Below are 21,510 nucleotides of genomic sequence, written 5' to 3' on the forward strand. Positions count from 1 at the left end.
ATTTCATGTAAAGATTACGCCAACATGCCCCTGCGCAGTAAAAGTCCCGCCCGCTGGAGCTGGCGCACCCTTCTCCCCTGGGGCGTTGGCATCTTGCCTCTGGCGTTCGGTCTGATCGTGATGAACTGGCAAATCGAGCGCGAACTGCGCGCCAGCAGCCAGGCCACCACGCGGCAAGTGGTCGAACAGGTCGAGCATATTCTCGACAGCCTTTCCGGTGCCGCTCAGGCCCTGCTGCCGTTGGCTGGCAGCCCGTGCGGGCAAGTCGAACTGGCCTTGCGTGGGCAAGTGACGCGCAACGCATTTGTGCGTTCGACCAACCTGTTCCGGCAAGACACGCTGTACTGCACCTCTCTGTTCGGCGAGTTCGACGAGCCGGTAGACGCCGGCGACTACACCGATGGCAAGCTGTGGCTGATGGACGGCAATTCGGTGACACCCGGGCACCCGTTGCTGGTGTATCGGGCCAGTGACGGCGACCGAGGCGCCATCACCACCGTGGATGGCGACCATTTGCTGACCGCACTGCGCCTTATCGGCCCCAGCGAGGCGCTGCAATTGCGTGTCGGCACGGCGTGGATGGGCAAGGATGGCGTGGTGCATCAAGGCCTACCGCCCACCGCGGCCATTGGCGACGTGACACTCGGATCGACGCACTACCCTTTCAGCGTTCACGGCGGTTATGCCGCCGACAAGCGGGGCGAAGTGCTGCGCAGCCGCTACCCGGCACTGCTCAGCTTGCTGCTGTTGCTCGGTGTTGCAGCAGGTTGCACTTGTCGCTGGCAAATCCGCCGCGCCAACTCTCCACGCGCCGAACTGCGCCGTGCGCTGGAAGCTGACGAGTTCCTGCCGTACTTCCAGCCGGTGGTGCGCAAAGGCGATTATCGCTGGGCTGGCGCCGAAGTGCTGATGCGCTGGAACCACCCGCACGAGGGCCTGGTGCGCCCCGACCTGTTCATTCCCTATGCCGAACACAGCGGCCAGATCGTCGACATGACCCGTGCGTTGATGCAGCACACGGCGCACAGCCTGGCGCCTTACGCTGCGTTGCTGGAAGACGGCTTCCATATCGGCATCAACATTACGGCCGATCACTGCCGCGACCTCGCCCTGATCGACGACTGCCGCACATTCCTCGAGCACTTCCCCCCCGGGCGGGTGGTGCTGACGCTGGAGCTGACGGAACGCAAACTGATCGAGGCCACCGGGGTAACCCTCGAACTGTTCGAAAAGCTCCACGAAATGGGCGTGATGATCGCACTGGATGACTTCGGCACCGGCCAGTCCAGCCTCAGTTATCTGCGCCAGTTCAAGGTCGACTACCTGAAAATCGACCAGAGCTTCGTGGCAATGATCGGAGGTGATGCACTGTCGCAACACATCCTTGACAGCATCATCGAGCTGTCGGCGAAGCTAGGCCTGGGCATCGTCGCCGAAGGCGTGGAAAGCGAAGTGCAGCGCGACTATCTGGCCCGTTATGGCGTAGACTTTCAGCAGGGCTATCTGTTCGCCAGGCCAATGCCGGCCGCGCAATTTCTTCAGGCACTGGCCACGCGCCCCGGCGTGAGACAGTTGCCGCATGACGCGGCCCCTGAGATCATGCGCGGCTGATCCAGCCGCCCATCCCGCTATTCGAGGCATTCGTGTCAAAAGGCATTCTCTGTTCGGTCATGGCCTCCTGCCTGTTCGCCGTGATGTACTTCTATACCTCCCTGCTCACCCCGCTCGATGGCGAAGAGATCTTCGGCTGGCGCACGCTGCTGACGCTGCCCTGCCTGACGCTGTTCATGCTGGCCAGCAAAGACTGGAAACGGGTCGGTGACTTGCTGGCGCGCGTGCGCCAGACCCCAGTGCTGCTGCTGGGCATGGTCGGCACCTCTTGGCTGATGGGCGTGCAACTGTGGCTGTTCCTTTGGGCGCCCCTGCACGGGCGCAGCCTCGAGGTCTCGATGGGCTACTTCCTGCTGCCGCTGGCGATGGTGCTGACGGGCCGCCTGGCTTACGGCGAACGCCTGTCACGCCTGCAAAAAGTGGCAGTGGCCTGCGCTGCGCTGGGCGTGGCGCATGAGCTTTACCAGCACGGCAGCTTTGCCTGGGAAACCATGCTGGTGATGGTCGGCTACCCCGTCTACTTCGTGCTGCGCCGACGCTGCCGCACCGACCACCTGGGCGGTTTGTGGTGCGACATGTGCCTGTTGCTGCCCTGGGCCCTGTACTTCGTCATCCAGGGGCCGTTGTCCAGCGCTGACCTGCTCACGCACCCAGGCCTTTACGGCCTGATTCCGCTGCTGGGTGCGATCAGCGCGTCAGCCCTGATCGCCTACGTGCTGGCCAGCCGACTGCTGCCGTTCAGCCTGTTCGGCCTGCTCAGTTATGTTGAACCGGTGCTGCTGGTGGGCGTGGCGCTGCTGCTGGGCGAAACCATCGGCCCGGATCAGTGGCTGACTTACCTGCCGATCTGGGCCGCGGTCCTGGTGCTGGTGCTTGAGGGTTTCAGGCACCTGCTGCGCCAACGTCGCCGTTCGGTTTGAGCCGCACCTGGCGCACCCGCCGTTCCTCCACCGCCACCACAGTCATGCTCCAGCCGTTCCAGGCCAGGTGGTCACCGACCACCGGCAGGCGGTCGAGCAGGCTCATCACCAGGCCTGCAAGGGTCTGATAGTCTTCGGTGGCACGCGCGCTGAAGCCGGTGCGCGCCTGCACCTGGCTGAGGTTCAGCGCACCGCTGACGACGAAGCCATCACCGTCCTCGATGATCGCCGGGCCTTCCACCTCGCTGGCATCAGGCAGCTCACCGGCGATCGACTCGAGGATATCGGTCATGGTCAGCAGGCCGGTGAAGTCACCGAACTCGTTCACCACGAAGGCGATGTGCGTCGACTGCCCGCGCATCTGCTCCAGCGCATTGAGAATGCTGAAGCTCTCCAGCAGGTTCAGCGGTGCCCGGGCCATGCGCTCCAGGTCCGGCTGGTTGCCCGAGAGCAGCTCCTTGAGCAGCTCCTTCTTGTGCACGAAGCCCAGCGGCTCATCGATGCGGCCGTCACGAATCAGCGGCAGGCGCGAGTAAGGTGAGTTGGCCAACGCCTCGGTAATGGTTGCAGCAGGCTGCGCCAGGTCGAGGACGTCGACTTCGGTACGGGCAGTCATTACCGTGCGGATCGGCCGCTCGGCCAGGTTCAGCACCCCACTGATCATCACCCGTTCGCGGCGGTCGAACAGCACATGTTCTTCACCACCGGCGACCAGTTCAGCGATCTCCTCGCCGACCTCGTCAGCCTCCACCCTGCGCCCGCCGAGCAAGCGCAGCACGGCGTGCGCGGTACGCTCACGCAATGGCCGATGCTGCTGCAGGCTTTGCTTGCGGCGGGCACGGGCGAGCTGGTTGAACAGCTCGATGAGGATCGAGAAACCAATGGCCGCATACAGATAGCCTTTGGGGATATGGAAGCCCAGGCCTTCGGCGGTCAGGCTGAAGCCGATCATCATCAAAAAGCCCAGGCACAGCATGATGACCGTCGGGTGGGCATTGACGAAGCGGGTCAGCGGCTTGCTGGCGACGATCATGATACCGATCGAGAAGATCACTGCGATCATCATCACCGACAGGTGTTCGACCATGCCGACTGCGGTAATCACCGCATCCAGCGAGAATACGGCGTCGAGCACCACGATCTGCGCCACGATGGGCCAGAACGCGGCATGGCGCACCGCGCCACTGGCCTGCGTGACATGGCCTTCGAGGCGTTCATGCAATTCCATGGTGGCCTTGAACAGCAGGAACACACCGCCGAACAGCATGATCAGGTCGCGGCCGGAGAAGCTCTTGCCGAACACCTCTAACAACGGCGCGGTCAGGGTGACCATCCACGAGATACTCGCCAGCAAGCCCAGGCGCATGATCAGCGCCAGGCTCAGACCGATCACACGCGCGCGATCACGCTGATGCGGCGGCAGTTTGTCGGCCAGGATGGCGATGAACACCAGGTTGTCGATACCCAGTACCAGCTCGAGGACGATAAGCGTCAACAGGCCCAGCCAGGCCGTAGGGTCGGCTAGCCATTCCATTAGCGGGTACTCACGAAGCAAGCGTCACGAAGACGGGGAAAGGATGGCCAGGACGGCCGAAAACTGGGGGGTTCCGCGAAGGTGCTCATGGGGACCTGGATAGAAAATAGGGAAAATGATCCTACAAGAGCAGAACAATATTCTGATAGCGCCAAACTATTACAAAACCTGTACGCAGTTTTGAGGGACTTTTCTTCAATATCTTGGTTTGGCTTCTGGGCAGCATGGCAAACACCCCTTCACACGGACATTCCCGATGAGCCTGTACCTCTCAATGGCTGCGTTTGCGCTGGCAGCATCGATATCCCCCGGCCCTGTAAACATCGTCGCCCTTGGCAGCGGCGCACGTCACGGCCTGCGCGCCAGCCTCGCGCATGTTGCCGGGGCGACCTTGGGCTTTTGCCTGCTGCTGGTGCTGGTGGGCCTGGGCTTGCACGCCCTGTTGTTGCGCTGGCCGTTGCTGGGCGTGGCGCTGCACTGGGGCGGCGTGGCGTTTCTGCTGTACCTGGCGTGGAAGCTGGCCAGTGATGACGGCCAGTTGGGTGGTGAGCAGCAGCAACGTGCACCTTCGGCCTGGGAGGGCGCAGCCATGCAGTGGCTGAACCCCAAGGCCTGGCTGGCGGCGGTGGCGGGCGTGGCTGCCTATACCGGTGGCGAGCAGCAGATGCTGTGGCTGTTCACCTGGATCTATGGGCCGATCTGTTTTGTTTCGGTGGCCAGCTGGGCTTGGGCAGGCAGCATGATTCAGCAGTACTTGCGCAAGCCGCGCTACCTGCAGATGTTCAACCGAGGCTTGGCGTTACTGCTGGTGATCAGTGCGCTGTATCTGCTCGCTTGATGCTCGCTGAGCCGGGCCTTCAGGCCTTGCGATAATGCCCGGGTGTCGCCGCCAGATGTTGCTTGAACGCACGCTGCAGATGCGCCTGGTCGGCAAACCCTGCCTCCAGTGCCACCTCGGCAATCGCCCGCCCCGTGCGCAGTTGCGCGCGGGCATACTGCACGCGCTGATCCAGCAGGTAGCCATGCGGCGTCAAGCCGAAACGCTGGGCAAAGGCACGGATCAGATAAGAGCGGGACAACCCGCTGGCAGCACAGATGTCTTGCAGCGTCAGCGGGTCGGTGCGGTGGGCCCGGATGAACGCAGCTGCCGCCTCCAGCTGCGGGTGATGGGCTTGCGTCTTACCGGTAGCAGCCTGCAGGTAGTCTGGCAGTGCATTGAAAAAACACGCCAGCCGGGCTTCTCGGTCATCCAGGTTGCCGTCGAACAGGTCGGCAAACACTTGCAGCACGGCACTGTACAGTGCCGGCGAGGTACTGCAGGTTTGCGCCGGCAAGTTGAAACCGAGCGCCTTCAGCCACGGCATGTCGACGAACAGCATCAGGTACGACCACCCCTGCCCTGCAATCGGATTGCACGTGTGGACCACACCGGGGTTCATGAGCACCGTGGTACCAGCGCCCACTTCGACTTGGCTGGTCCCACTCAGGTAGGTGCTGCGCCCCCCGGTGATCACGCCGAGCGAAAAGCTCTCATGGGAATGGGCGGCATAGCACACCTGACGCCCATCCCCAACGCGCCTCGCTTCTACAAAAGGCAACGCCGAATCCCGCCAGAACCGCGACACCTCGATCATCGCCCTGCCCTCACCTGCTGCTGTAGCCGGGCCTGTGCTCAGACGCTAACGCCTGCGCGACAAGAGCCACGCTTCGTACCCGGCTCGCCATCATACACACCCGTAAAAGGTGTGTTCAGCCGCGCCTTCTATGAAAGTTCAGCTCAAGGCATCACCGGCGGCACGTACTGCAAGGTCGTACCCAACGCCCACAGCAGCACCAGCACCAGCGGCACATGCACCAGCAGTTGCACGAACGAAAAGCCGATCAGGTCACGCGCCTTCAGGCCCAGCACCCCCAGCAGCGGCAGCATGTAGAACGGGTTGATCAGGTTCGGCAGCGCTTCGGCGGCGTTGTAGATCTGCACTGCCCAGCCCAGGTGGTACTGCAGGTCGTTGGCCACCAGCATCACGTAGGGCGCCTCGATGATCCACTTGCCACCGCCCGAAGGGATGAAGAAACCCAGCACCGCCGAGTACACGCCCATGAGCACGGCATAGGTGTCATGGGTGGCGATCTGGGTGAAGAAAAGCGAAATGTGGTGGGCCAGGGTCTGCTCGTCGACCCCCTTCACCTGGGTGAGGATGGCGGCGATCGAGCCATACAGCGGGAACTGGATCAACACCCCGGTGGTGGTCGGCACCGCACGCGCCACGGCATCGAGGAAGCTGCGTGGGCGCCAGTGCAGCAAGGCACCGAGCATGATGAACAGCAAGTTGTAGGTATTGAGCCCGGAGATTGCAGTAATGGCCGGTTTGGTGGCGAACTCCTGGTACAGCCAGCCGCCGGCCAGCGCCACCATCAGCAGGATCAGGATCGGGCTGTATTCCAGCCACTCACCCGGACGAGTGCGCTGGGGTGCGGGCGGCGCGGTAAAGCTGGGGTCGACACCGCAGTCTTCGGCACTGCGCGCACTGTTCGGGCCGGGTGCTGTCGCGTAGGCGATCACCAGCGAGACGATGACCAGCGCGGCCAGCAACACCCCGGACTGCCAGAGGAAGATGGTCTCGGTGAACGGAATCACGCCGGTTATCGACAGAATGGACGGCGGCAGGCTGGCCGGGTTGGCCTGCAACTGCGCCGCTGAAGACGACAGGCCCAGGGCCCAGACCGCACCCAGGCCCAGGTAAGCAGCGGCACCGGCGGCGCGGTAGTCCATCTTCAGGTCACTGCGCCGTGCCAGCGCGCGCACCAGCAGGCCACCGAACACCAGGGACAGGCCCCAGTTGAGCAAGGATGCCAGCATCGAGATCAGCGCCACCCAGCACACCGCCGAACGGCCGTTCTTCGGCACCCGCGCCAGGCGGTCGATCAGCCGTGCGGCAGGGGGTGAGCTGGCCACCACGTAGCCGCCGATGACCACGAAGGCCATTTGCATGGTGAACGGGATCAGGCTCCAGAAGCCGTCGCCAAAGGCCTTGGCGGTATCGGTAGGTTTGGCGCCCATGACCATGGCGCCGAGGCATACCAGCACCACTGCCAGGGCAGCGAACACCCAGGAATCAGGGAACCAGCGCTCGGCCCAGTTGGAGCAACGCAGGGCAAAGCGGGCGGAGCGGCTGTCTTGGATTTCAGCGGCCACGGTAACTTCCTTTTATTGGTTTTATGGGGGCTACGTTTCAGGCACAACGCACAAAACCCTGTGGCAACGACGGCTCCGGCGAAAGCGTTGGTGCATTGACCATCGCATTCGCAGCTGCCGCCGCTGCCACAGGGCTGGGGGGGTGTATCAGAAGGTCATTTCCTTCACATCATCCGGCACGATCAGCTTGCCGGCGGTTTTCGCGATGATTTCTTCAACACTCACCCCGGGCGCGGTTTCGCGCAGGATGAAGGCGCCGTTGTCGATTTCCAGGTAGGCCAGGTCGGTGAGCACCTTGCGGATGCAGCCGGCACCGGTCAGCGGCAGGCTGCAGCGCGGCAGCAGCTTGGACTCGCCATCCTTAGAGGCGTGGGTCATGGTGACGATGATGTTCTCGGCCCCGGCTACCAGGTCCATGGCGCCGCCCATGCCCTTGACCAGCTTGCCCGGGATCATCCACGAGGCGATGTTGCCCTCGACGTCCACTTCGAAGGCCCCAAGCACTGTGAGGTCGACATGGCCGCCACGGATCATGGCGAACGATTGTGCCGAATCGAAGATCGAGGCGCCGCGGCGGGCGGTGACGGTCTGCTTGCCGGCGTTGATCATGTCGGCGTCGATCGTGCTCTCGGTGGGGAATTCGCCCATGCCCAGCAGGCCATTTTCCGACTGCAGCATCACATCCATGTCAGCAGGGACGTAGTTGGCCACCAGGGTGGGGATGCCGATGCCGAGGTTGACGTAAAAGCCGTCCTTCAGTTCACGTGCGACGCGTTGTGCCATCTGTTCGCGGGTCAGTGCCATGGTGAGAATCTCTTTGTTGTTCTGGAGGACGGCGCTCAGGCCTTGACGGTGCGCTTTTCGATGCGTTTTTCGAAGGTACCCACAATGACCCGGTCGACGAAGATGCCGGGGGTGTGGATCTCGCTGGGCAGCAGCACGCCTGGCTCGACGATCTCTTCCACTTCGACCACGGTGATCTTGCCGGCGGTGGCGGCCAGCGGGTTGAAGTTTTGAGCAGTGTTGCGGTAAACCACGTTGCCGTAGTGGTCAGCCTTCCAGCCTTTGACGATGGCGAAGTCACCGGTGATCGATTCTTCCAGGATGTATTTGCGGCCCTTGAACTCGCGCACTTCCTTGCCTTCGGCAACTGGCGTGCCATAGCCGGTGGCGGTATAGAAGGCCGGAATGCCGGCGCCGCCGGCGCGCATTTTTTCGGCAAGGGTGCCTTGCGGGGTCAGTTCCACTTCCAGCTCGCCACTGAGCAACTGGCGCTCGAACTCGGCATTCTCGCCTACGTAGGAGGCAATCATCTTGCGGATCTGCCGCTCTTCCAGCAGTACGCCCAGGCCGAAGCCATCGACGCCGCAGTTGTTGGAAACCACGGTGAGGCCCTTGACGCCACGGCGCTTGATTTCGGCGATGAGGTTTTCCGGGATGCCGCACAGGCCGAAGCCGCCGGCCAGTACCGTCATGTTGTCGGTCAGGCCTTCAAGGGCCTGTTCATAGGTTGCTACGCGCTTGTCCAGTCCGGCCATGCTGATCCGCCTTTTGTAGTTGTTGACCGACGAGGCTGTCGGTGAGCGTGTGCAGGCATCTTCACCGTTGGCGACTGATTTGTTAATTTTGTTTTCGTCATCGATTGATAACTTTTTCAAAACAACCTGTGAGCCCGCCATGAACGTCAAGCAACTACGCGCCTTCGTCGCCGTGGCCAAGTACCAGAGTTTTGCCCAGGCCGGCGAACACCTGCATGTCTCGCAACCGGCATTGAGCCTGACCATCAAGGCGCTGGAGGACAACCTTGGCGGCGCCCTGCTCACCCGTACCACACGCAGCGTCAGCCTGACGGCCGAAGGTGAGGTACTGCTGCCACTGGCCCGGCGGCTGCTGGCCGACTGGGACGACACCGAGGAGATGCTGCGCCAGCGTTTCACCCTGCAATTGGGGCGGGTGTCGGTGGCGGCCATGCCGGCTTTTGCCGGCAACCTGCTGCCCCACTCACTCAAGGTGTTTCGCCAACGCTACCCGAAGGTCAACGTCACGGTGCACGACGTGATCAACGAGCAGGTACTGGAACTGGTGCGCCACCGCCGCGTCGAACTGGGCATCGGCTTCGAACCGGAAAACACCGACGGCCTGCGCTTCCACCCGCTGTACCTGGACCGTTTCGTTGCCGTGGTGCCCACCGACTCCCCGTTGGCCGAGCTGGCCGAAGTCAGCTGGGCGCAGTTGCTGGCCGAGGATTTCATCGCCCTGCAGCGCCCTTCGGCCGTGCGCCTGCTGCTGGAGCAGAACGTGGCGGCACTGCACGGCAAGCTGGCGGTGGCGTTCGAAAGCCACCAGCTATCGACCATTGGCCGCATGGTCGCCAGCGGGCTGGGCGTGAGTGCGGTGCCGGCGCTGTGCATCAACCAGATGCAGGAGCTTGGCGCGCGTTGCATTACCCTGGTAGCGCCCACCGTCGAACGGCGGATCGGCGTAATCGCCTTGAGCGACCATAAACTTTCCACTGCAGCGCAGGCGCTGCTCGAGGTACTGCTTTCCCACACACAGACTCCGGAGGTGACATGCGTTACATGAAACTGGCAGGTTGCAATGTGCCGGCCATTGGCCAGGGCACCTGGTACATGGGCGAAGACCCGGCACGCAGGGCTGACGAGGTGGCCGCCCTGCAACAAGGCATCGACCTGGGCATGAACCTGATCGATACCGCCGAGATGTATGCCGAAGGTGGCGCCGAGGAAGTGGTCGGGCAGGCCATTGCCGGGCGGCGCGATCAGGTCTTTCTGGTCAGCAAGGTGTACCCGCACAATGCCAGCCGGCGCGGCGTACCCGCTGCCTGTGACCGCAGCCTCACTCGCTTGGGCACCGATGTCATCGACTTGTACCTGCTGCACTGGCGCGGCCAATACCCGCTGGAAGAAACCGTCGAGGCGTTCGAGCGCTTGCGCGAACAGGGCAAGATTCGCCACTGGGGTGTTTCCAACTTCGATGTCGACGACCTGCGCGAGCTGGACAACCCTGATTGCGCCACCAACCAGGTGCTGTACAACCCGGTGCAGCGTGGCATCGAGTTCGACCTGCTGCCCTGGAGCCGGCAACGCGGGTTGCCGACCATGGCTTATTGCCCGTTGGCCCAGGCCGGGCAGCTGCTGCAGCATCCGCTATTGCACGAGATTGCAGAGCGCCATGGGGCCACCCCGGCGCAGGTCTGCCTGGCCTGGGTGACGCGCGAAGACGGGGTCATAGCGATTCCCAAGGCGGTGTCGCCGGAGCACGTACGGTTGAATGCGGCCGCCGCAGGCTTGACTTTGACCAGTGAGGACTTGCGGGCCATTGACAGGGCATTCCCGGCGCCAACACGCAAACAGCACCTGGCAATGGTCTGACCACTCGGCCAACAACGGCGACTGCGGCTGCTTTGCAGCCCGTTCGCCGGCCAAATCAATGGAAGTCCCGGCTCCTCACATCCAGCCCCTGCAGCAACACACTGACATCCTCCAACCGCCGTGCAATCAGGTGCCGCACCCCGTTCGCCTGTTCCAGGCGGCCACTCACCTTGAGCAATTGAGACCCCACCAGCGCGCGCCGCTGCCGCTCGGCCAGCTCGCGCCAAACCACCACATTGACCATGCCGAATTCATCCTCAAGGGTCACGAACGTCACCCCGCTGGCGGTCTGTGGCCGTTGCCGCCCCACCACCAGCCCAGCCACGGCGACTGCATCGCCATGCTCAACGCCCGCCAGTTCCTGAGAGCTGCGACAGCCCAGCACCCGAAGGCGCTGGCGCAGCAACGTCAGCGGGTGGGGCCCCAGCGTGGTGCCCAAGGTGGCGTAGTCGGCCACCAGGTCTTCGCCGGCAGTAGGCACAGGCAATGCCACCGCGGCTTCGGGCGTTGCCTGCAGTTCGGCGAACAGGGGCAGTTGCGGCTGCACCGCCGCGACCTGCCAGCGTGCCTGGTGGCGGTCATGTGCCAGGGCGCGCAACGCACCGGCATCGGCCAGCCGGGCGCGGGCTTTGCTGTCGAGGCCGGCACGCAAGCACAGGTCCTCGACATCGCGCCACGGCCTGACCGCCCTCGCCGCTTCGAGCCGCCGAGCATCGGCTTCGGCGAAACCGCGGATCTGCCGCAACCCCAGGCGGATGGCCAAGGCACCCTCGGCAACTGGCTCCAGTGTGCAATCCCACTGGCTGTGGCCTACATCCACCGGCCGTACCTCGATCCCCTGGCGGCGAGCCTCCTGCAACAGTTGGTCGGGGCTGTAGAAGCCCATCGGCCAGCTATTGACCAGCGCACAGGTGAATATCGCCGGCTCATGGCATTTGAGCCAACTGCTGGCATAGCACAGCAAGGCGAAACTGGCCGCGTGCGATTCCGGGAAGCCATAACTGCCAAAGCCCTTGATCTGCTCGAATATGCGCTCGGCAAACGCAAGGTCGTAGCCGTTGCGCAGCATGCCCTGCACCAGCCGTTCGCGGTGTGGCTCCAGGCCGCCATGGCGCTTCCAGGCGGCCATGCTGCGGCGTAACTGGTCGGCCTCGCCGGGGCTGTAGTCTGCCGCCACCATGGCCAGTTCCATGACCTGCTCCTGGAACAGCGGCACGCCCAAGGTGCGCTCGAAGACTTCCTTGAGCTTGAGCGATGGGTAGGTCACCGGCTCCTGCTTCAAGCGCCTGCGCAAGTAGGGGTGGACCATGTCGCCCTGAATCGGCCCCGGGCGCACGATCGCGACTTCGATTACCAGGTCATAGAAGGTGGTGGGCTTGAGCCGCGGCAGCATGGCCATCTGAGCGCGTGATTCGATCTGGAACACGCCCATGGTCTCAGCGCGGCTGATCATCGCGTAGGTGGCCGGGTCTTCGGGGGGGATCGTCGCCAGGGTCAGGTGCCGACCCCGGTGCTGCTGCAGCAGGTCGAAACAGCGGCGCAAGGCACTGAGCATACCCAGGGCGAGTACGTCGACCTTGAGCAGGCCGACCATGTCCAGGTCGTCCTTGTCCCACTGGATGACCGTGCGTTCAGCCATGGCGGCGTTTTCGACCGGCACCAGGTGGTCCAGCGGTTGCTCGGAAATGACGAAGCCGCCTGGGTGCTGAGACAGATGACGTGGAAAACCTATCAGCTGCGCGGCCAGCACCAGAATGCGCCGCAACGAAGGGCTGCCGGGCTCGAAGCCGGCCTCGGCCAGGCGTTGCTCGTCCGGGATGCGATCGCTCCAGCGGCCACAGCACTTGGCCAGGGCATCGACCTGATCGGCAGGCAAACCCAGCACACGGGCGACATCACGCACCGCGCCAGCGGCGTGATAGGTGTTGACCACAGCGGTGAGCGCTGCGCGGTGCCGGCCATAACGCCGGAACACGTACTGGATCACTTCTTCGCGACGATCGTGCTCGAAGTCGACGTCGATGTCCGGTGGCTCGTTGCGCTCGCGGGACAGGAAACGCTCGAACAGCAGCCGATGCTCCATCGGGTCGAGCTCGGTGATACCCAGCACGAAGCACACCACCGAGTTGGCTGCCGAACCGCGGCCCTGGCAAAGGATGTGCTGGCTGCGAGCAAAAGCGACGATATCGTGCACGGTCAAAAAGTAGCTTTCGTAGCCAAGCTCTGCGATCAAGGCCAGCTCCTTGGCCAGCACCTCGCGCACCTTGTCGCTCGGCCCCGACGGCCAGCGATGCGCCAGGCCACGCTCGCACAGCTGGCGCAACCAACTGGCCGGGGTTTGCCCCTCGGGCACCAGTTCACGCGGATACTGGTAGCGCAATTCACCGAGGTCGAACTGACAGCGTTCGGCAATGCAGAGTGTTTCGCTCAGCAGGTCGGGCGGATAAAGCTCGGCCAGTTGCTCCAGCGTACGCAGGTGACGCTCGCCATTGGCGAAGAGAAACCGACCTGCCTCGGCGACGCTGCAATGCTGGCCGATAGCGGTCATGCAATCCTGCAAGGCCCGCCGGCCGCGTACGTGCATGTGTACGTCACCGCAGGCCACGGCGCGAATGCCCAATTGCCCAGCCAGGCCGCGCAGCCGGGCCAGGCGGGCCTGGTCATCGCTGCCCCGATGCAGGTGCACACCCAGCCACAAGCGTTCGCCGAACAGGGCATGCAGCCACTGGCCGGTGACCAGGTCGCTGGAGTCCTCGGCAAGCCATAACGCCAGCAGCCCTTGGTGCAGTTCGCGCAGGTCGTCACGGAACAATTGGTAGCTGCCCTTCTCCGCTCGCCGACGGGCGCGGGTAATCAAGGCGCACAGGTTCTGGTAACCACTAAGGTCCTGTACCAGCAACACAAGCTTCGGGCCGTCGTGCAGGCGCACTTCACTGCCGACGATCAAGCGTATCTGCTGCGCTTTGGCAGCCTGCCAGGCACGCACGATGCCGGCCAGGGTGCACTCATCGGTAATCGCCAGGGCTTGGTAACCCTGTTCCCGAGCCCGGCGCAGCAGCTCTTCGGCGCTGGATGCACCGCGCTGGAAGCTGAAGTTGGACAGGCAATGCAGTTCGGCGTAGCCCGGTGCGCTCATGCGAACCAGCCCTGCAGCCACAAGGGGCCGGGCTGGGCCAGGTCGCGATAGGCCCAGCCGCGCAGGCCTTCTCGGGTTTCGATGCGGTAATAGTCGCGGCGCACATCACCGCCATCCCACCAGCCCGACTCGATACGCTCGGCCTGCCCCAGCAACCTGTGAGCGCTGCCATCCAGTGCCAGTGGCTGGGGCAACAACCAGCCCGGGCGGCTCCCGGGCAAGGCGGGCAGGCTGCCCTGCCCGCCTTGCTCGGCGGACTGCCAGGCACATTCGGGGCGGTGGTCGGCTTCAGCGCGCAGGCCCTTGACCGCTTCGTCGCCCAGGCGGGCACGCAAGCGCTCGCGCAGTTGCTCCCAGGGTTGGGCCTGGTGGGCGCGTGGGTCGAACAGCGCGTGGTGCTGGGGCACGAAAGCCGGCAAGTCATCGGCCACCAGGCGCAGTTTACGCACCGGTGCCGGAATGCGCAGAGGCTCCAGGCGCCCGCGCGCCAGCTCGAAGAGCATTGCCGCATCACGTTCTGCAGCCAGTAAGCCGACCTGCAGTTGCGTGTCCGGCCCCTCGGCGTGCTCCAGGTACAGGCAAAACCGCTGTACACCGCAGTCTCGCCCGGCGAGGAAAGCGGCCAGGTCGTTGAGCATGCGCCGCAACGGGAACAGCAACGCCTGGTGCGATTCGACGTCGAAGTTGAGCTCCAGTCGCGTTTCGAAACGGTCCGGCGGCTGATAGAAAGCCAAGCCAAGCGTACGCAGGCCCAGCAACTGGTCCAGGTGCAACTGGACCTGGGCACTGAAGCGCCTGGCCAATGCATCACGCGGCAAGGCCAGTACCTGGCCGAGCTGATGCAGCCCCATGCGGGCGAACGCTTCGGCGGCGTCCTGCGGTAAACCCACCCGCGCAATGGGCATGCGCGCAAGCGCCGCCCGGGTTTCTTGCGGGCAGCTCAATGCCAGCCCGTCATGGCCGTTGGCAAGCATGCGCGCCGCCACCGGGTTGGTGGCCAGGACAATCCGCTGACGCAGCCCCAGGGCTGCGAGTTCCCCGCGCAGGCGCGCCTCGAATACCGGCCAGGGGCCGAACAGTTGCAGGCTGGAGCCCACTTCCAGCAACAAGGCACGCGGGTAGTGCAGGCTGACCTGGGCACTGAAGCGGTAGGCCCAGGCCGCCAGCAATTGCTGCAGTTGCTCGATGCGCGCCGGGTCTGCTTCAACACAGGTGAAACCGTCGGCCAAGGCGCGGGCGGCCGTCAGGGTTAGCCCAGCGCGCAGACCGAGCGCCGCCGCAGCGGGGTTTACGGCTTGCACCACACGCCGCTGCACAGGCCCGCCAATCAGCACCAGTGGCGCATCGGCGTCATCGCGTTCACGCAGGATCGAGTCCAGCGCCAACTGTGGCAATAAGATGCAGGCCCAGAGCATGTTGCATCAACCCTGCCCGGCACAGGCTATGGCTGCAGCCGGCGGTAAACCGCCCCGGCACTTGAGCACACGCCATTGTGCGGGCCGCGCGTCGATGGCGATGCGCACCGCGGCCGGTGATGGATTGTGCGCGGCCTGTTGCGGCCTGCAGGCAAAAGCCAGCGCCTGCCCGGTTTCTGCCGCCACCTGCAAGCGCCGCAGCGCACGGTCATCGGCACGCTCCGGCCAGCACAGCACGGCGGCGCAACTGCCAGAGCGCAGACACTGCTCGGCAGCCCAGAGCGCGTCGGCCTGTTCGGCATCGACCTGGACCAGCCAGCGCAAGTCCACCCCGGCCGCTTGCCAGGCCGGTGCGTAGGGAATGAAAGGGGGCGCCACCAGCACCACTCGCCCGCTATCAGCGGTCAGCCGGGCCAACGAGGGCCACAGCAGTTGCAGTTCGCCACACCCGGGGCTGGCCAGCAGCAACTCGCTCAGCGCAGCCGCGGGCCAGCCACCCTCCGGCAACCGTTGATCAAGCGCCGCATGGCCAGTGGGCTGCAACCCGGTCGGCCGTACCCGGGCCTGCCGGCCGCGCCAGACCTGGCGCTGGTCCAGCAACCGGTCAAGATCGACCACCGCGCCCATCAGTCGCGCCTCAACAGGCCGCAGAACACGCCTTCGATGAAGAATTCGCGCTCAGGCCCCACATCGATCGGCGCATAGGCAGGGTTGCGTGGCAGCAGCCGGTAGCCGCCCGCTTGGCGTTGCAGGCGTTTGATGGTGACCTCACCGTCGAGGCGGGCGACCACGATCTGGCCATCACGGGCCTCGCCTTGCTGGCGGATGCCCACCAGGTCACCGTCGAAGATACCGTCATCGATCATGGAGTCGCCGCGCACCTTGAGCAGGTAGTCCGGTGTGCGTCGGAACAGGCTGGGGTCAATCAGCAACTGCTCGTGAATGCCCAGGTCGGGGCCAATCGGCGCGCCTGCAGCCACCTGGCCCAACACGGGCACTTCGAGAATTTCCGGGCGGCGCAAGGGTGCGGCCAGGCGGATGCCCCGTGCCTGGTTGGGCGTGACGTCGATGTAGCCGGCCTGACACAGGGCAGTGATGTGCTTGCGCGCAACGCTGCGTGAGGCAAAGCCGAAGCGGATGGCGATGTCGGCAAGGCTCGGCGGCTGGCCATGATCGGTGATGCGTTCACGGATGAAGTCGAGGATTGCGCGGCGTTTGGGGGTGAGATTGTCCATGGAGCACATTTGTACTCTTTTCGTCGAAGGCTGAACAGCCCCCTTCGTCGCCAGGTTTGGTTATCATCCCCTGACATGAGTTTTCTACTGCCTGGATGCCTGATGCTGACTGCACTGCTGTTCGATCTCGACGGGACCCTTACCGACACCGACACCCTGCATTTGCAGGCCTTCCGTCAGTTGTTGCGCGACCATGACGGCCGTGAGCTGACCCAGGCCCAGTTCGATTCGCAGATCAGTGGCCGGGCCAATGGGCCATTGTTTGCCGAGCTGTTTCCAAACGCCGGCGCGCATGAATGCCTGGCGCTGGCTGATCGCAAGGAAGCACTGTTCCGCGAGCTGGCCCCTGCCCTTGAACCCATGCCGGGCTTGCTGCGCCTGCTGCACTATGCCCAGGCGAGCCGTATCGACATGTGCGTGGTGACCAATGCACCCCGGCTCAATGCCGAGCACATGCTCAATGCAATGGGCCTTGGCGCACACTTCGAGCATGTACTGGTGGCCGAAGAGCTGGAACGGCCCAAGCCTGACCCGCTGCCGTACCTGACCGGCCTGCAGCGCCTGGGGGCAACGGCCGAGCAAGCGCTGGCGTTCGAGGATTCGTTGCCGGGCGTGAACGCGGCGAGCGGTGCCGGGATCTTCACCGTGGGGGTGGCGACTACACAGACGGCAGAACGGCTGATGGCTGCGGGGGCCAGGCTGGTGGTGGATGATTTTGACGATCCACGGTTGTGGGAGGTCATTGAAGCGATGCAGTGTGGCGATTGAGCCTCATGGTGTGACTGGGGTGGCGCGGCGCACAACCATTCGTCGCAGCAACAGGGCCTGCTGTCGATCTCACCCCGCCCCGCTCGACCACACTTGAACCCCCGTGCGGAGTCATCCTCATGAACCCTCAAAAGCCCGACATCGTCTCGCGCAGCCAATGGCTGGCCGCCCGCCGTCAGCTATGGCTGCATGAAAAGGCCTTCACCCACCAGCGCGACGAGCTGGCCGCCGCCCGCCGCGCCCTGCCCTGGGTCAAGCTGGAACAGCCCTACCGTTTTCAAGGCCCGGACGGCCAGCTGAGCCTCGCCGACCTGTTCGCCGGGCGCAGCCAATTGCTGGTCTACCACTTCATGTTCGCCGAAGGCTGGAGCGAAGGTTGCCCAGGCTGCTCGTTCCTCGCCGACCATTTCGACGGTGCCAACCTGCACCTGGCGCATCACGATGTTTCGCTGGTCGCCGTTTCGCGTGCCCCCCACGCTGAGTTCCAGGCATTTCGCCAGCGCATGGGCTGGCGTTTTCCCTGGTACTCGTCAAACGGCAGCAGTTTCAATGAAGATTTCGGCGTCAGTGTCGCCACTGAAGGCAACAGCCAATACAACTACGAACCCTATACCGGCAACGAAAGCGAGCTGCCTGGGTTGAGCGCCTTCTACCGGGACCCGGGCGGCACAATCTTTCACACCTACTCCACCTATGCCCGCGGGCTCGACATCCTGGTCAATACCTACAATTTCCTCGACATCGCGCCATTGGGGCGCAACGAGGCAGGCACCATGGATTGGGTGCGGCATCACGATCGCTACGAAGGCCAGCCCGGCAAACCTCATTGCTGCCATGACTGAACACGCCACAGTGCCGCCTGTGCCATGGCTGAACAGCCCAGGCGGCACAATGGCTGCAGTTCGGCAGAATACGGCCATACTTGAGCCCGTCGCCCTTGCATTACAGGCCCCCCATGCTCAAGCGCTTGCCCATGTTCCACCTACGAACCCTGGTTGTCGGCATTGTCGTGCTGGCGTGCCTGGCAACCCTGTGCAACACCCTCGCTGTCGCCTACCGGGTGCAGCACCGCGCCTTGGTAGACCTTGAGCTGAAGGCCAACCAAGCCTATGCGAGCAAACTGGCATCGGATATCAACGAGTTCCTGCGCTCGGCACACAACCACCTGTCCTACACCGCCGGGCAACTGGACGGTGGCCTGGACGACATGACCATGCTGAAAAAGGAAGCCAAGCGCCTGCAGGTGCAGGACAAGGACTTCAACTCCATCGTCATCGTCAACGCCCAAGGTCAGGTGCTGGTGGCTTATCCGAACATTGAACAGGTCACCAGCCACCACCAGCACTCCGGTGAAATCCGCCAAGCCGTGCAAGCCCGTCAGCCGTGGGTCAGTTCCGCCTACACCTCGCGGGGGGGCGAACTGGTGATATTCGTTTCGCAGCCGGTCTTTGCCGCCGATGGCCGTTACCTGGGCATTGTCGGCGGTTCGGTGTTCCTCAAGAAAGAAAGCGCACTGCATACGTTGATTGGCCTGCACTACCAGCAGGACGGTACCTTCGCTTTCGTCGCCGACGCCAATCGACGCCTGCTGCACCACCCCGACCATGCGCGCATTGGCACCCAGGTCAGCAGCAGCCCGACGATCAGCGCGGCCTTGCGTGGCGAGGCAGGCACCCTTGAAGTGCCCAACTATATCGGCGTTCCCATGCTCGCAGGCTTTGCCCCGGTGCCTGAAGCGCACTGGGCAGTGGTGGTCCAGACACCGCGGGATCTGGCCTTGGCACCACTGGGCGAAATGACCCGCAAGGTGCTGCTTTATATCCTGCCGGTCAGCATTATCGGCTTGCTGTTGATGCTATGGATGACCTACCGCCTGACCTTGCCGTTACGCCAACTGGCACACAGCGCCAGTCACCTGTCCGCCACCCAGACCGGCGAACAGCTGCGCCGTATCGACGCGTGGTACGTAGAGGTCGCAGCCATCCGCCGCGCCTTGCTGACAGGCGAGCAATTGCTGCAGGAAAAATTCGGCAAGCTGCGCCAGCAGGCTCAGAGTGATGCCCTCACCGGCCTTGCCAACCGGCGTGCCATGCAGCTGGCGCTGGATGCCTTGATGCAAAGCTCTAGAGCATTCGCCGTGCTGGCCCTGGACATCGACCACTTCAAACGGGTCAACGACACCTTTGGCCACGATGCTGGCGACGAGGTGCTCAAGCACCTCGCCGAGCTGCTGCGTCACAATTCACGCCAGGATGATCTGCCCTGCCGGGTCGGCGGCGAGGAATTCACCATGCTGCTGCCGGACACTGGCCTGGCCGATGCCCGGCGCATTGCCGAACGGATCCGCAGCGCAGTCGAACAGGCTGACTCACCCCATGTGGGCAAGCTTAGCGTGTCGATTGGCGTAGCCTGCCGCCGGCCCGATACACAACAGGCCGACAGCGTGCTCAAGCAAGCCGACGAGCAGCTATACAAGGCCAAGCACAGCGGCCGCAACCGCGTCGAAGTGCTTGACCTCAGCCCCTCACCCCCAGCATCCCCCGCTCCACGATGAAATCGATCACCGCCTGCAGGCCCTCGCCTTTCTTCAGGTTGCTGAAAGTCCAAGGGCGCTCCGGGCGCATACGCTGTGTATCGCGCTCCATCACCTCCAGCGAGGCGCCGACGTAGGGCGCAAGGTCGGTCTTGTTGATCACCAGGAAATCGGACTTGGTGATGCCGGGGCCGCCCTTGCGCGGGATCTTCTCGCCTTCGGCGACATCGATCACGTAGATGGTCAGGTCGGCCAGCTCCGGGCTGAAGGTAGCACTAAGGTTATCGCCACCGCTCTCCACGAAAATCACTTCAAGGTTGCCGAACTTGCGTGCCAGCGCCTCCACTGCTGCAAGGTTCATCGAGGCATCCTCGCGGATGGCGGTGTGCGGGCAGCCACCGGTTTCGACGCCAACGATGCGCTCGGGCTCCAGGGCGCCAGCCTCGGTGAGGATGCGCTGGTCTTCCTTGGTGTAGATGTCGTTGGTGACCACGGCGATCTGGTAGTGATCACGCATGGCTTTGCACAGGCATTCGAGCAGCGCGGTCTTGCCGGAGCCGACCGGGCCGCCGACGCCGACGCGCAGGGGTTGCTGATAGCTTTGCATTAAGGCAGTCCTCAGGAACGGAACAAACGGGTGTATTGGGTTTCGTGACGCGATGATGCAATGGCCAATAGCGGCAGGCCGCCACCGAGCTGGTCGTCGCCAAGCGCCAGGGCCTGGTCGATGACGCCGGGCAGTATCTCGCCCAGGTCGCGCAGCAGGGTCTGGGCCGCCTGCTGGCCGAAGGGCACCAGTTTGACCCCAGCCATGACCGCGCCCTCCAGCCAGGCGAAGGCATGCCCGAGGGCAAGCTGGCGCAACGGGATCGACCAGTGCACGGCCAGCCAGGCCATGCCGCCCAACTGGCTGAGCTCAAGGCTTGGGCGCCAGGCCGGGGCCTGGCCCAGCTGCCAGCCATCGAGCAAGCGTGCCAGGGCCGCGCCACGCTGCTGCTCTTCCAGGCGCAGCTCGGCGGTTTCGCGGTTGGCCAGCAGAAAGCGGCTCCAGCGCGCAAACGCGTCGGCATCATCGGCCTTGCACGCGTGGTACAGGCGCGCCAGCACCGGCCAGTCCAGGTAAGCGAGGGTGTCGTGCATCTGCTCGCGCTGCCAGGCACTGAAGCTTTTGATGTCACGCACCCAGCCCGCCTCGACGGCCCATTCAAGGCCTTGCGAGTAGGTAAAGCCACCCACCGGCAAGCCGGGGCTGGCCAGCTGCAACAAGCGCAGCAGTGCCAGATCGCTGTTCATCAACCGGCCAGCACAACAGCGGCGCCGGCAAGCATGCCGCCGCCAAAGGCTTTCTGCAGGGCGCTATGGCGGCGCAGCAGGCAACCGACAGCGAAGCCCACTACCAGCAGCAAGCCGCTCACGGTGACGAAACCGGCGCTGAACAGCCAGAAGGCGCTGGGAGTGGCTTCCACGCCGTGGGCCCAGCCATGGAACAGGGCAAACACCGGCATGGCCAGCGCCAGCAGCAACTGCCGGCTAGGCAGCAGTACGGCAACGCCAGCCACCAGCACCGACACGGCGATCATGGTTTCCATGCCCAGCACATCACCGAACAGGTGGCCGCATAGCGCACCAGCGAACATTGCTGCCAGGGTTGCCAGCGGCAAGGCCAGGTTGCGCCGGGTCAAGGCCGCCAGCACGCCAGTCCCCAACAGCATCAACAAGTGGTCAAGGCCGGTCAGCGGATGCAGCAGGCCATCGTGCAGCGGGTTGCTG

At 64.0% G+C, this 21,510-nt stretch carries 20 protein-coding genes; 8 read left to right on the top strand and 12 right to left on the bottom strand.

Annotation, left to right across the window (positions count from 1 at the left end):
- Positions 1-24: 24 nt before the first annotated feature.
- Entirely contained in the window at positions 25-1,611 is a 1,587-nt protein-coding gene (locus tag BLX42_RS13630) for an EAL domain-containing protein (RefSeq protein ID WP_161871980.1), read from the top strand.
- A 32-nt stretch (positions 1,612-1,643) separates the two neighbouring features.
- Positions 1,644-2,531 (top strand): EamA family transporter RarD, encoded by an 888-nt coding sequence (gene rarD / locus BLX42_RS13635; protein ID WP_125923051.1) that lies wholly within the window; start codon positions 1,644-1,646, stop codon positions 2,529-2,531.
- On the opposite strand, the gene BLX42_RS13640 is transcribed toward rarD, so the two are convergent.
- Positions 2,494-4,065, bottom strand: a complete 1,572-nt coding sequence (locus tag BLX42_RS13640; protein WP_161871981.1) for a TerC family protein — start codon at positions 4,063-4,065, stop codon at positions 2,494-2,496. The genes rarD and BLX42_RS13640 overlap by 38 nt on opposite strands.
- A gap of 256 nt (positions 4,066-4,321) precedes the next feature.
- On the opposite strand from BLX42_RS13640, the gene BLX42_RS13645 reads away from it, so the two are divergent.
- Positions 4,322-4,903 (top strand): LysE family translocator, encoded by a 582-nt coding sequence (locus BLX42_RS13645; RefSeq protein WP_125923049.1) that lies wholly within the window; start codon positions 4,322-4,324, stop codon positions 4,901-4,903.
- A 19-nt stretch (positions 4,904-4,922) separates the two neighbouring features.
- Here BLX42_RS13645 and BLX42_RS13650 read toward each other — a convergent pair whose 3' ends face one another.
- The 4 genes from BLX42_RS13650 to BLX42_RS13665 all read right to left on the bottom strand — a co-directional run bounded on the left by BLX42_RS13650 (position 4,923) and on the right by BLX42_RS13665 (position 8,799).
- Positions 4,923-5,699, bottom strand: coding sequence for an AraC family transcriptional regulator (locus tag BLX42_RS13650; RefSeq protein ID WP_046787688.1), 777 nt, complete (start codon positions 5,697-5,699; stop codon positions 4,923-4,925).
- Positions 5,700-5,842: 143 nt separating this feature from the next.
- Positions 5,843-7,261, bottom strand: coding sequence for a short-chain fatty acid transporter (locus BLX42_RS13655; RefSeq protein ID WP_012314293.1), 1,419 nt, complete (start codon positions 7,259-7,261; stop codon positions 5,843-5,845).
- A gap of 147 nt (positions 7,262-7,408) precedes the next feature.
- On the bottom strand, positions 7,409-8,065 hold the full coding sequence (locus tag BLX42_RS13660; RefSeq protein ID WP_046787689.1) for a CoA transferase subunit B: 657 nt from the start codon (positions 8,063-8,065) through the stop codon (positions 7,409-7,411).
- Positions 8,066-8,100: 35 nt separating this feature from the next.
- The gene (locus BLX42_RS13665) at positions 8,101-8,799 is read right to left on the bottom strand and encodes a CoA transferase subunit A (RefSeq protein ID WP_046787715.1); all 699 of its coding nucleotides are present in this window, start codon (positions 8,797-8,799) and stop codon (positions 8,101-8,103) included.
- Positions 8,800-8,938: 139 nt separating this feature from the next.
- On the opposite strand from BLX42_RS13665, the gene BLX42_RS13670 reads away from it, so the two are divergent.
- A complete protein-coding gene (locus BLX42_RS13670; protein WP_046787690.1) occupies positions 8,939-9,844 on the top strand; it encodes a LysR family transcriptional regulator in 906 nt (301 codons plus the stop codon).
- Positions 9,832-10,653 (top strand): aldo/keto reductase, encoded by an 822-nt coding sequence (locus tag BLX42_RS13675; RefSeq protein WP_115275012.1) that lies wholly within the window; start codon positions 9,832-9,834, stop codon positions 10,651-10,653. The genes BLX42_RS13670 and BLX42_RS13675 overlap by 13 nt, the downstream gene beginning before the upstream one ends.
- Positions 10,654-10,708: 55 nt before the next feature.
- Here BLX42_RS13675 and BLX42_RS13680 read toward each other — a convergent pair whose 3' ends face one another.
- Genes BLX42_RS13680 through lexA form a run of 4 tightly spaced genes read right to left on the bottom strand, consistent with a single transcriptional unit; the run spans position 10,709 to position 16,448 of the window.
- Complete coding sequence (locus BLX42_RS13680; protein ID WP_161871982.1) at positions 10,709-13,789, bottom strand: error-prone DNA polymerase; 3,081 nt, start codon at positions 13,787-13,789, stop codon at positions 10,709-10,711.
- Complete coding sequence (locus BLX42_RS13685; protein ID WP_161871983.1) at positions 13,786-15,204, bottom strand: DNA polymerase Y family protein; 1,419 nt, start codon at positions 15,202-15,204, stop codon at positions 13,786-13,788. The genes BLX42_RS13680 and BLX42_RS13685 overlap by 4 nt, the downstream gene beginning before the upstream one ends.
- A gap of 6 nt (positions 15,205-15,210) precedes the next feature.
- On the bottom strand, positions 15,211-15,831 hold the full coding sequence (gene imuA, locus BLX42_RS13690) for a translesion DNA synthesis-associated protein ImuA (RefSeq protein ID WP_046787694.1): 621 nt from the start codon (positions 15,829-15,831) through the stop codon (positions 15,211-15,213).
- Positions 15,831-16,448, bottom strand: a complete 618-nt coding sequence (gene lexA / locus BLX42_RS13695) for a transcriptional repressor LexA (RefSeq protein ID WP_174141489.1) — start codon at positions 16,446-16,448, stop codon at positions 15,831-15,833. The genes imuA and lexA overlap by 1 nt, the downstream gene beginning before the upstream one ends.
- Before the next feature lie 93 nt (positions 16,449-16,541).
- Between lexA and BLX42_RS13700 the strand changes: the two genes are divergently transcribed.
- The 3 genes from BLX42_RS13700 to BLX42_RS13710 all read left to right on the top strand — a co-directional run bounded on the left by BLX42_RS13700 (position 16,542) and on the right by BLX42_RS13710 (position 19,761).
- Positions 16,542-17,207: an HAD family phosphatase gene (locus BLX42_RS13700; RefSeq protein ID WP_115275015.1), complete on the top strand. Its 666-nt coding sequence runs from the start codon at positions 16,542-16,544 to the stop codon at positions 17,205-17,207.
- 119 nt (positions 17,208-17,326) lie between these two features.
- Positions 17,327-18,049, top strand: coding sequence for a thioredoxin family protein (locus BLX42_RS13705; RefSeq protein ID WP_161871984.1), 723 nt, complete (start codon positions 17,327-17,329; stop codon positions 18,047-18,049).
- A 131-nt stretch (positions 18,050-18,180) separates the two neighbouring features.
- Positions 18,181-19,761, top strand: a complete 1,581-nt coding sequence (locus tag BLX42_RS13710; RefSeq protein ID WP_237858316.1) for a sensor domain-containing diguanylate cyclase — start codon at positions 18,181-18,183, stop codon at positions 19,759-19,761.
- Here BLX42_RS13710 and ureG read toward each other — a convergent pair.
- The 3 genes from ureG to BLX42_RS13725 all read right to left on the bottom strand — a co-directional run.
- Positions 19,724-20,347, bottom strand: coding sequence for an urease accessory protein UreG (gene ureG / locus BLX42_RS13715; RefSeq protein ID WP_119688944.1), 624 nt, complete (start codon positions 20,345-20,347; stop codon positions 19,724-19,726). The genes BLX42_RS13710 and ureG overlap by 38 nt on opposite strands.
- An 11-nt stretch (positions 20,348-20,358) precedes the next feature.
- A complete protein-coding gene (locus BLX42_RS13720; RefSeq protein WP_046787699.1) occupies positions 20,359-21,033 on the bottom strand; it encodes an urease accessory protein UreF in 675 nt (224 codons plus the stop codon).
- Positions 21,033-21,510, bottom strand: a 478-nt coding sequence (locus tag BLX42_RS13725; protein ID WP_161871986.1) for a HupE/UreJ family protein, incomplete at its 5' end; no start/stop codon positions are given. The genes BLX42_RS13725 and BLX42_RS13720, both read right to left, overlap by 1 nt.

Source organism: Pseudomonas sp. SG-MS2 (assembly GCF_009933855.1).
In the GTDB taxonomy this organism is placed as follows: Bacteria; Pseudomonadota; Gammaproteobacteria; order Pseudomonadales; family Pseudomonadaceae; genus Aquipseudomonas; species Aquipseudomonas putida_E.

Excerpts from the sequence above, each read along its gene's own strand:
- BLX42_RS13630 (WP_161871980.1), top strand. The coding sequence starts at position 25 with ATGCCCCTGCGCAGTAAAAGTCCCGCCCGCTGGAGCTGGCGCACCCTT.
- BLX42_RS13640 (WP_161871981.1), bottom strand. The coding sequence starts at position 4,065 with ATGGAATGGCTAGCCGACCCTACGGCCTGGCTGGGCCTGTTGACGCTT.
- BLX42_RS13645 (WP_125923049.1), top strand. The coding sequence starts at position 4,322 with ATGAGCCTGTACCTCTCAATGGCTGCGTTTGCGCTGGCAGCATCGATA.
- BLX42_RS13650 (WP_046787688.1), bottom strand. The coding sequence starts at position 5,699 with ATGATCGAGGTGTCGCGGTTCTGGCGGGATTCGGCGTTGCCTTTTGTA.
- BLX42_RS13660 (WP_046787689.1), bottom strand. The coding sequence starts at position 8,065 with ATGGCACTGACCCGCGAACAGATGGCACAACGCGTCGCACGTGAACTG.
- BLX42_RS13665 (WP_046787715.1), bottom strand. The coding sequence starts at position 8,799 with ATGGCCGGACTGGACAAGCGCGTAGCAACCTATGAACAGGCCCTTGAA.
- BLX42_RS13670 (WP_046787690.1), top strand. The coding sequence starts at position 8,939 with ATGAACGTCAAGCAACTACGCGCCTTCGTCGCCGTGGCCAAGTACCAG.
- BLX42_RS13675 (WP_115275012.1), top strand. The coding sequence starts at position 9,832 with ATGCGTTACATGAAACTGGCAGGTTGCAATGTGCCGGCCATTGGCCAG.
- BLX42_RS13680 (WP_161871982.1), bottom strand. The coding sequence starts at position 13,789 with ATGAGCGCACCGGGCTACGCCGAACTGCATTGCCTGTCCAACTTCAGC.
- BLX42_RS13685 (WP_161871983.1), bottom strand. The coding sequence starts at position 15,204 with ATGCTCTGGGCCTGCATCTTATTGCCACAGTTGGCGCTGGACTCGATC.
- imuA (WP_046787694.1), bottom strand. The coding sequence starts at position 15,831 with ATGGGCGCGGTGGTCGATCTTGACCGGTTGCTGGACCAGCGCCAGGTC.
- lexA (WP_174141489.1), bottom strand. The coding sequence starts at position 16,448 with ATGTGCTCCATGGACAATCTCACCCCCAAACGCCGCGCAATCCTCGAC.
- BLX42_RS13700 (WP_115275015.1), top strand. The coding sequence starts at position 16,542 with ATGCTGACTGCACTGCTGTTCGATCTCGACGGGACCCTTACCGACACC.
- BLX42_RS13705 (WP_161871984.1), top strand. The coding sequence starts at position 17,327 with ATGAACCCTCAAAAGCCCGACATCGTCTCGCGCAGCCAATGGCTGGCC.
- BLX42_RS13710 (WP_237858316.1), top strand. The coding sequence starts at position 18,181 with ATGTTCCACCTACGAACCCTGGTTGTCGGCATTGTCGTGCTGGCGTGC.
- ureG (WP_119688944.1), bottom strand. The coding sequence starts at position 20,347 with ATGCAAAGCTATCAGCAACCCCTGCGCGTCGGCGTCGGCGGCCCGGTC.
- BLX42_RS13720 (WP_046787699.1), bottom strand. The coding sequence starts at position 21,033 with ATGAACAGCGATCTGGCACTGCTGCGCTTGTTGCAGCTGGCCAGCCCC.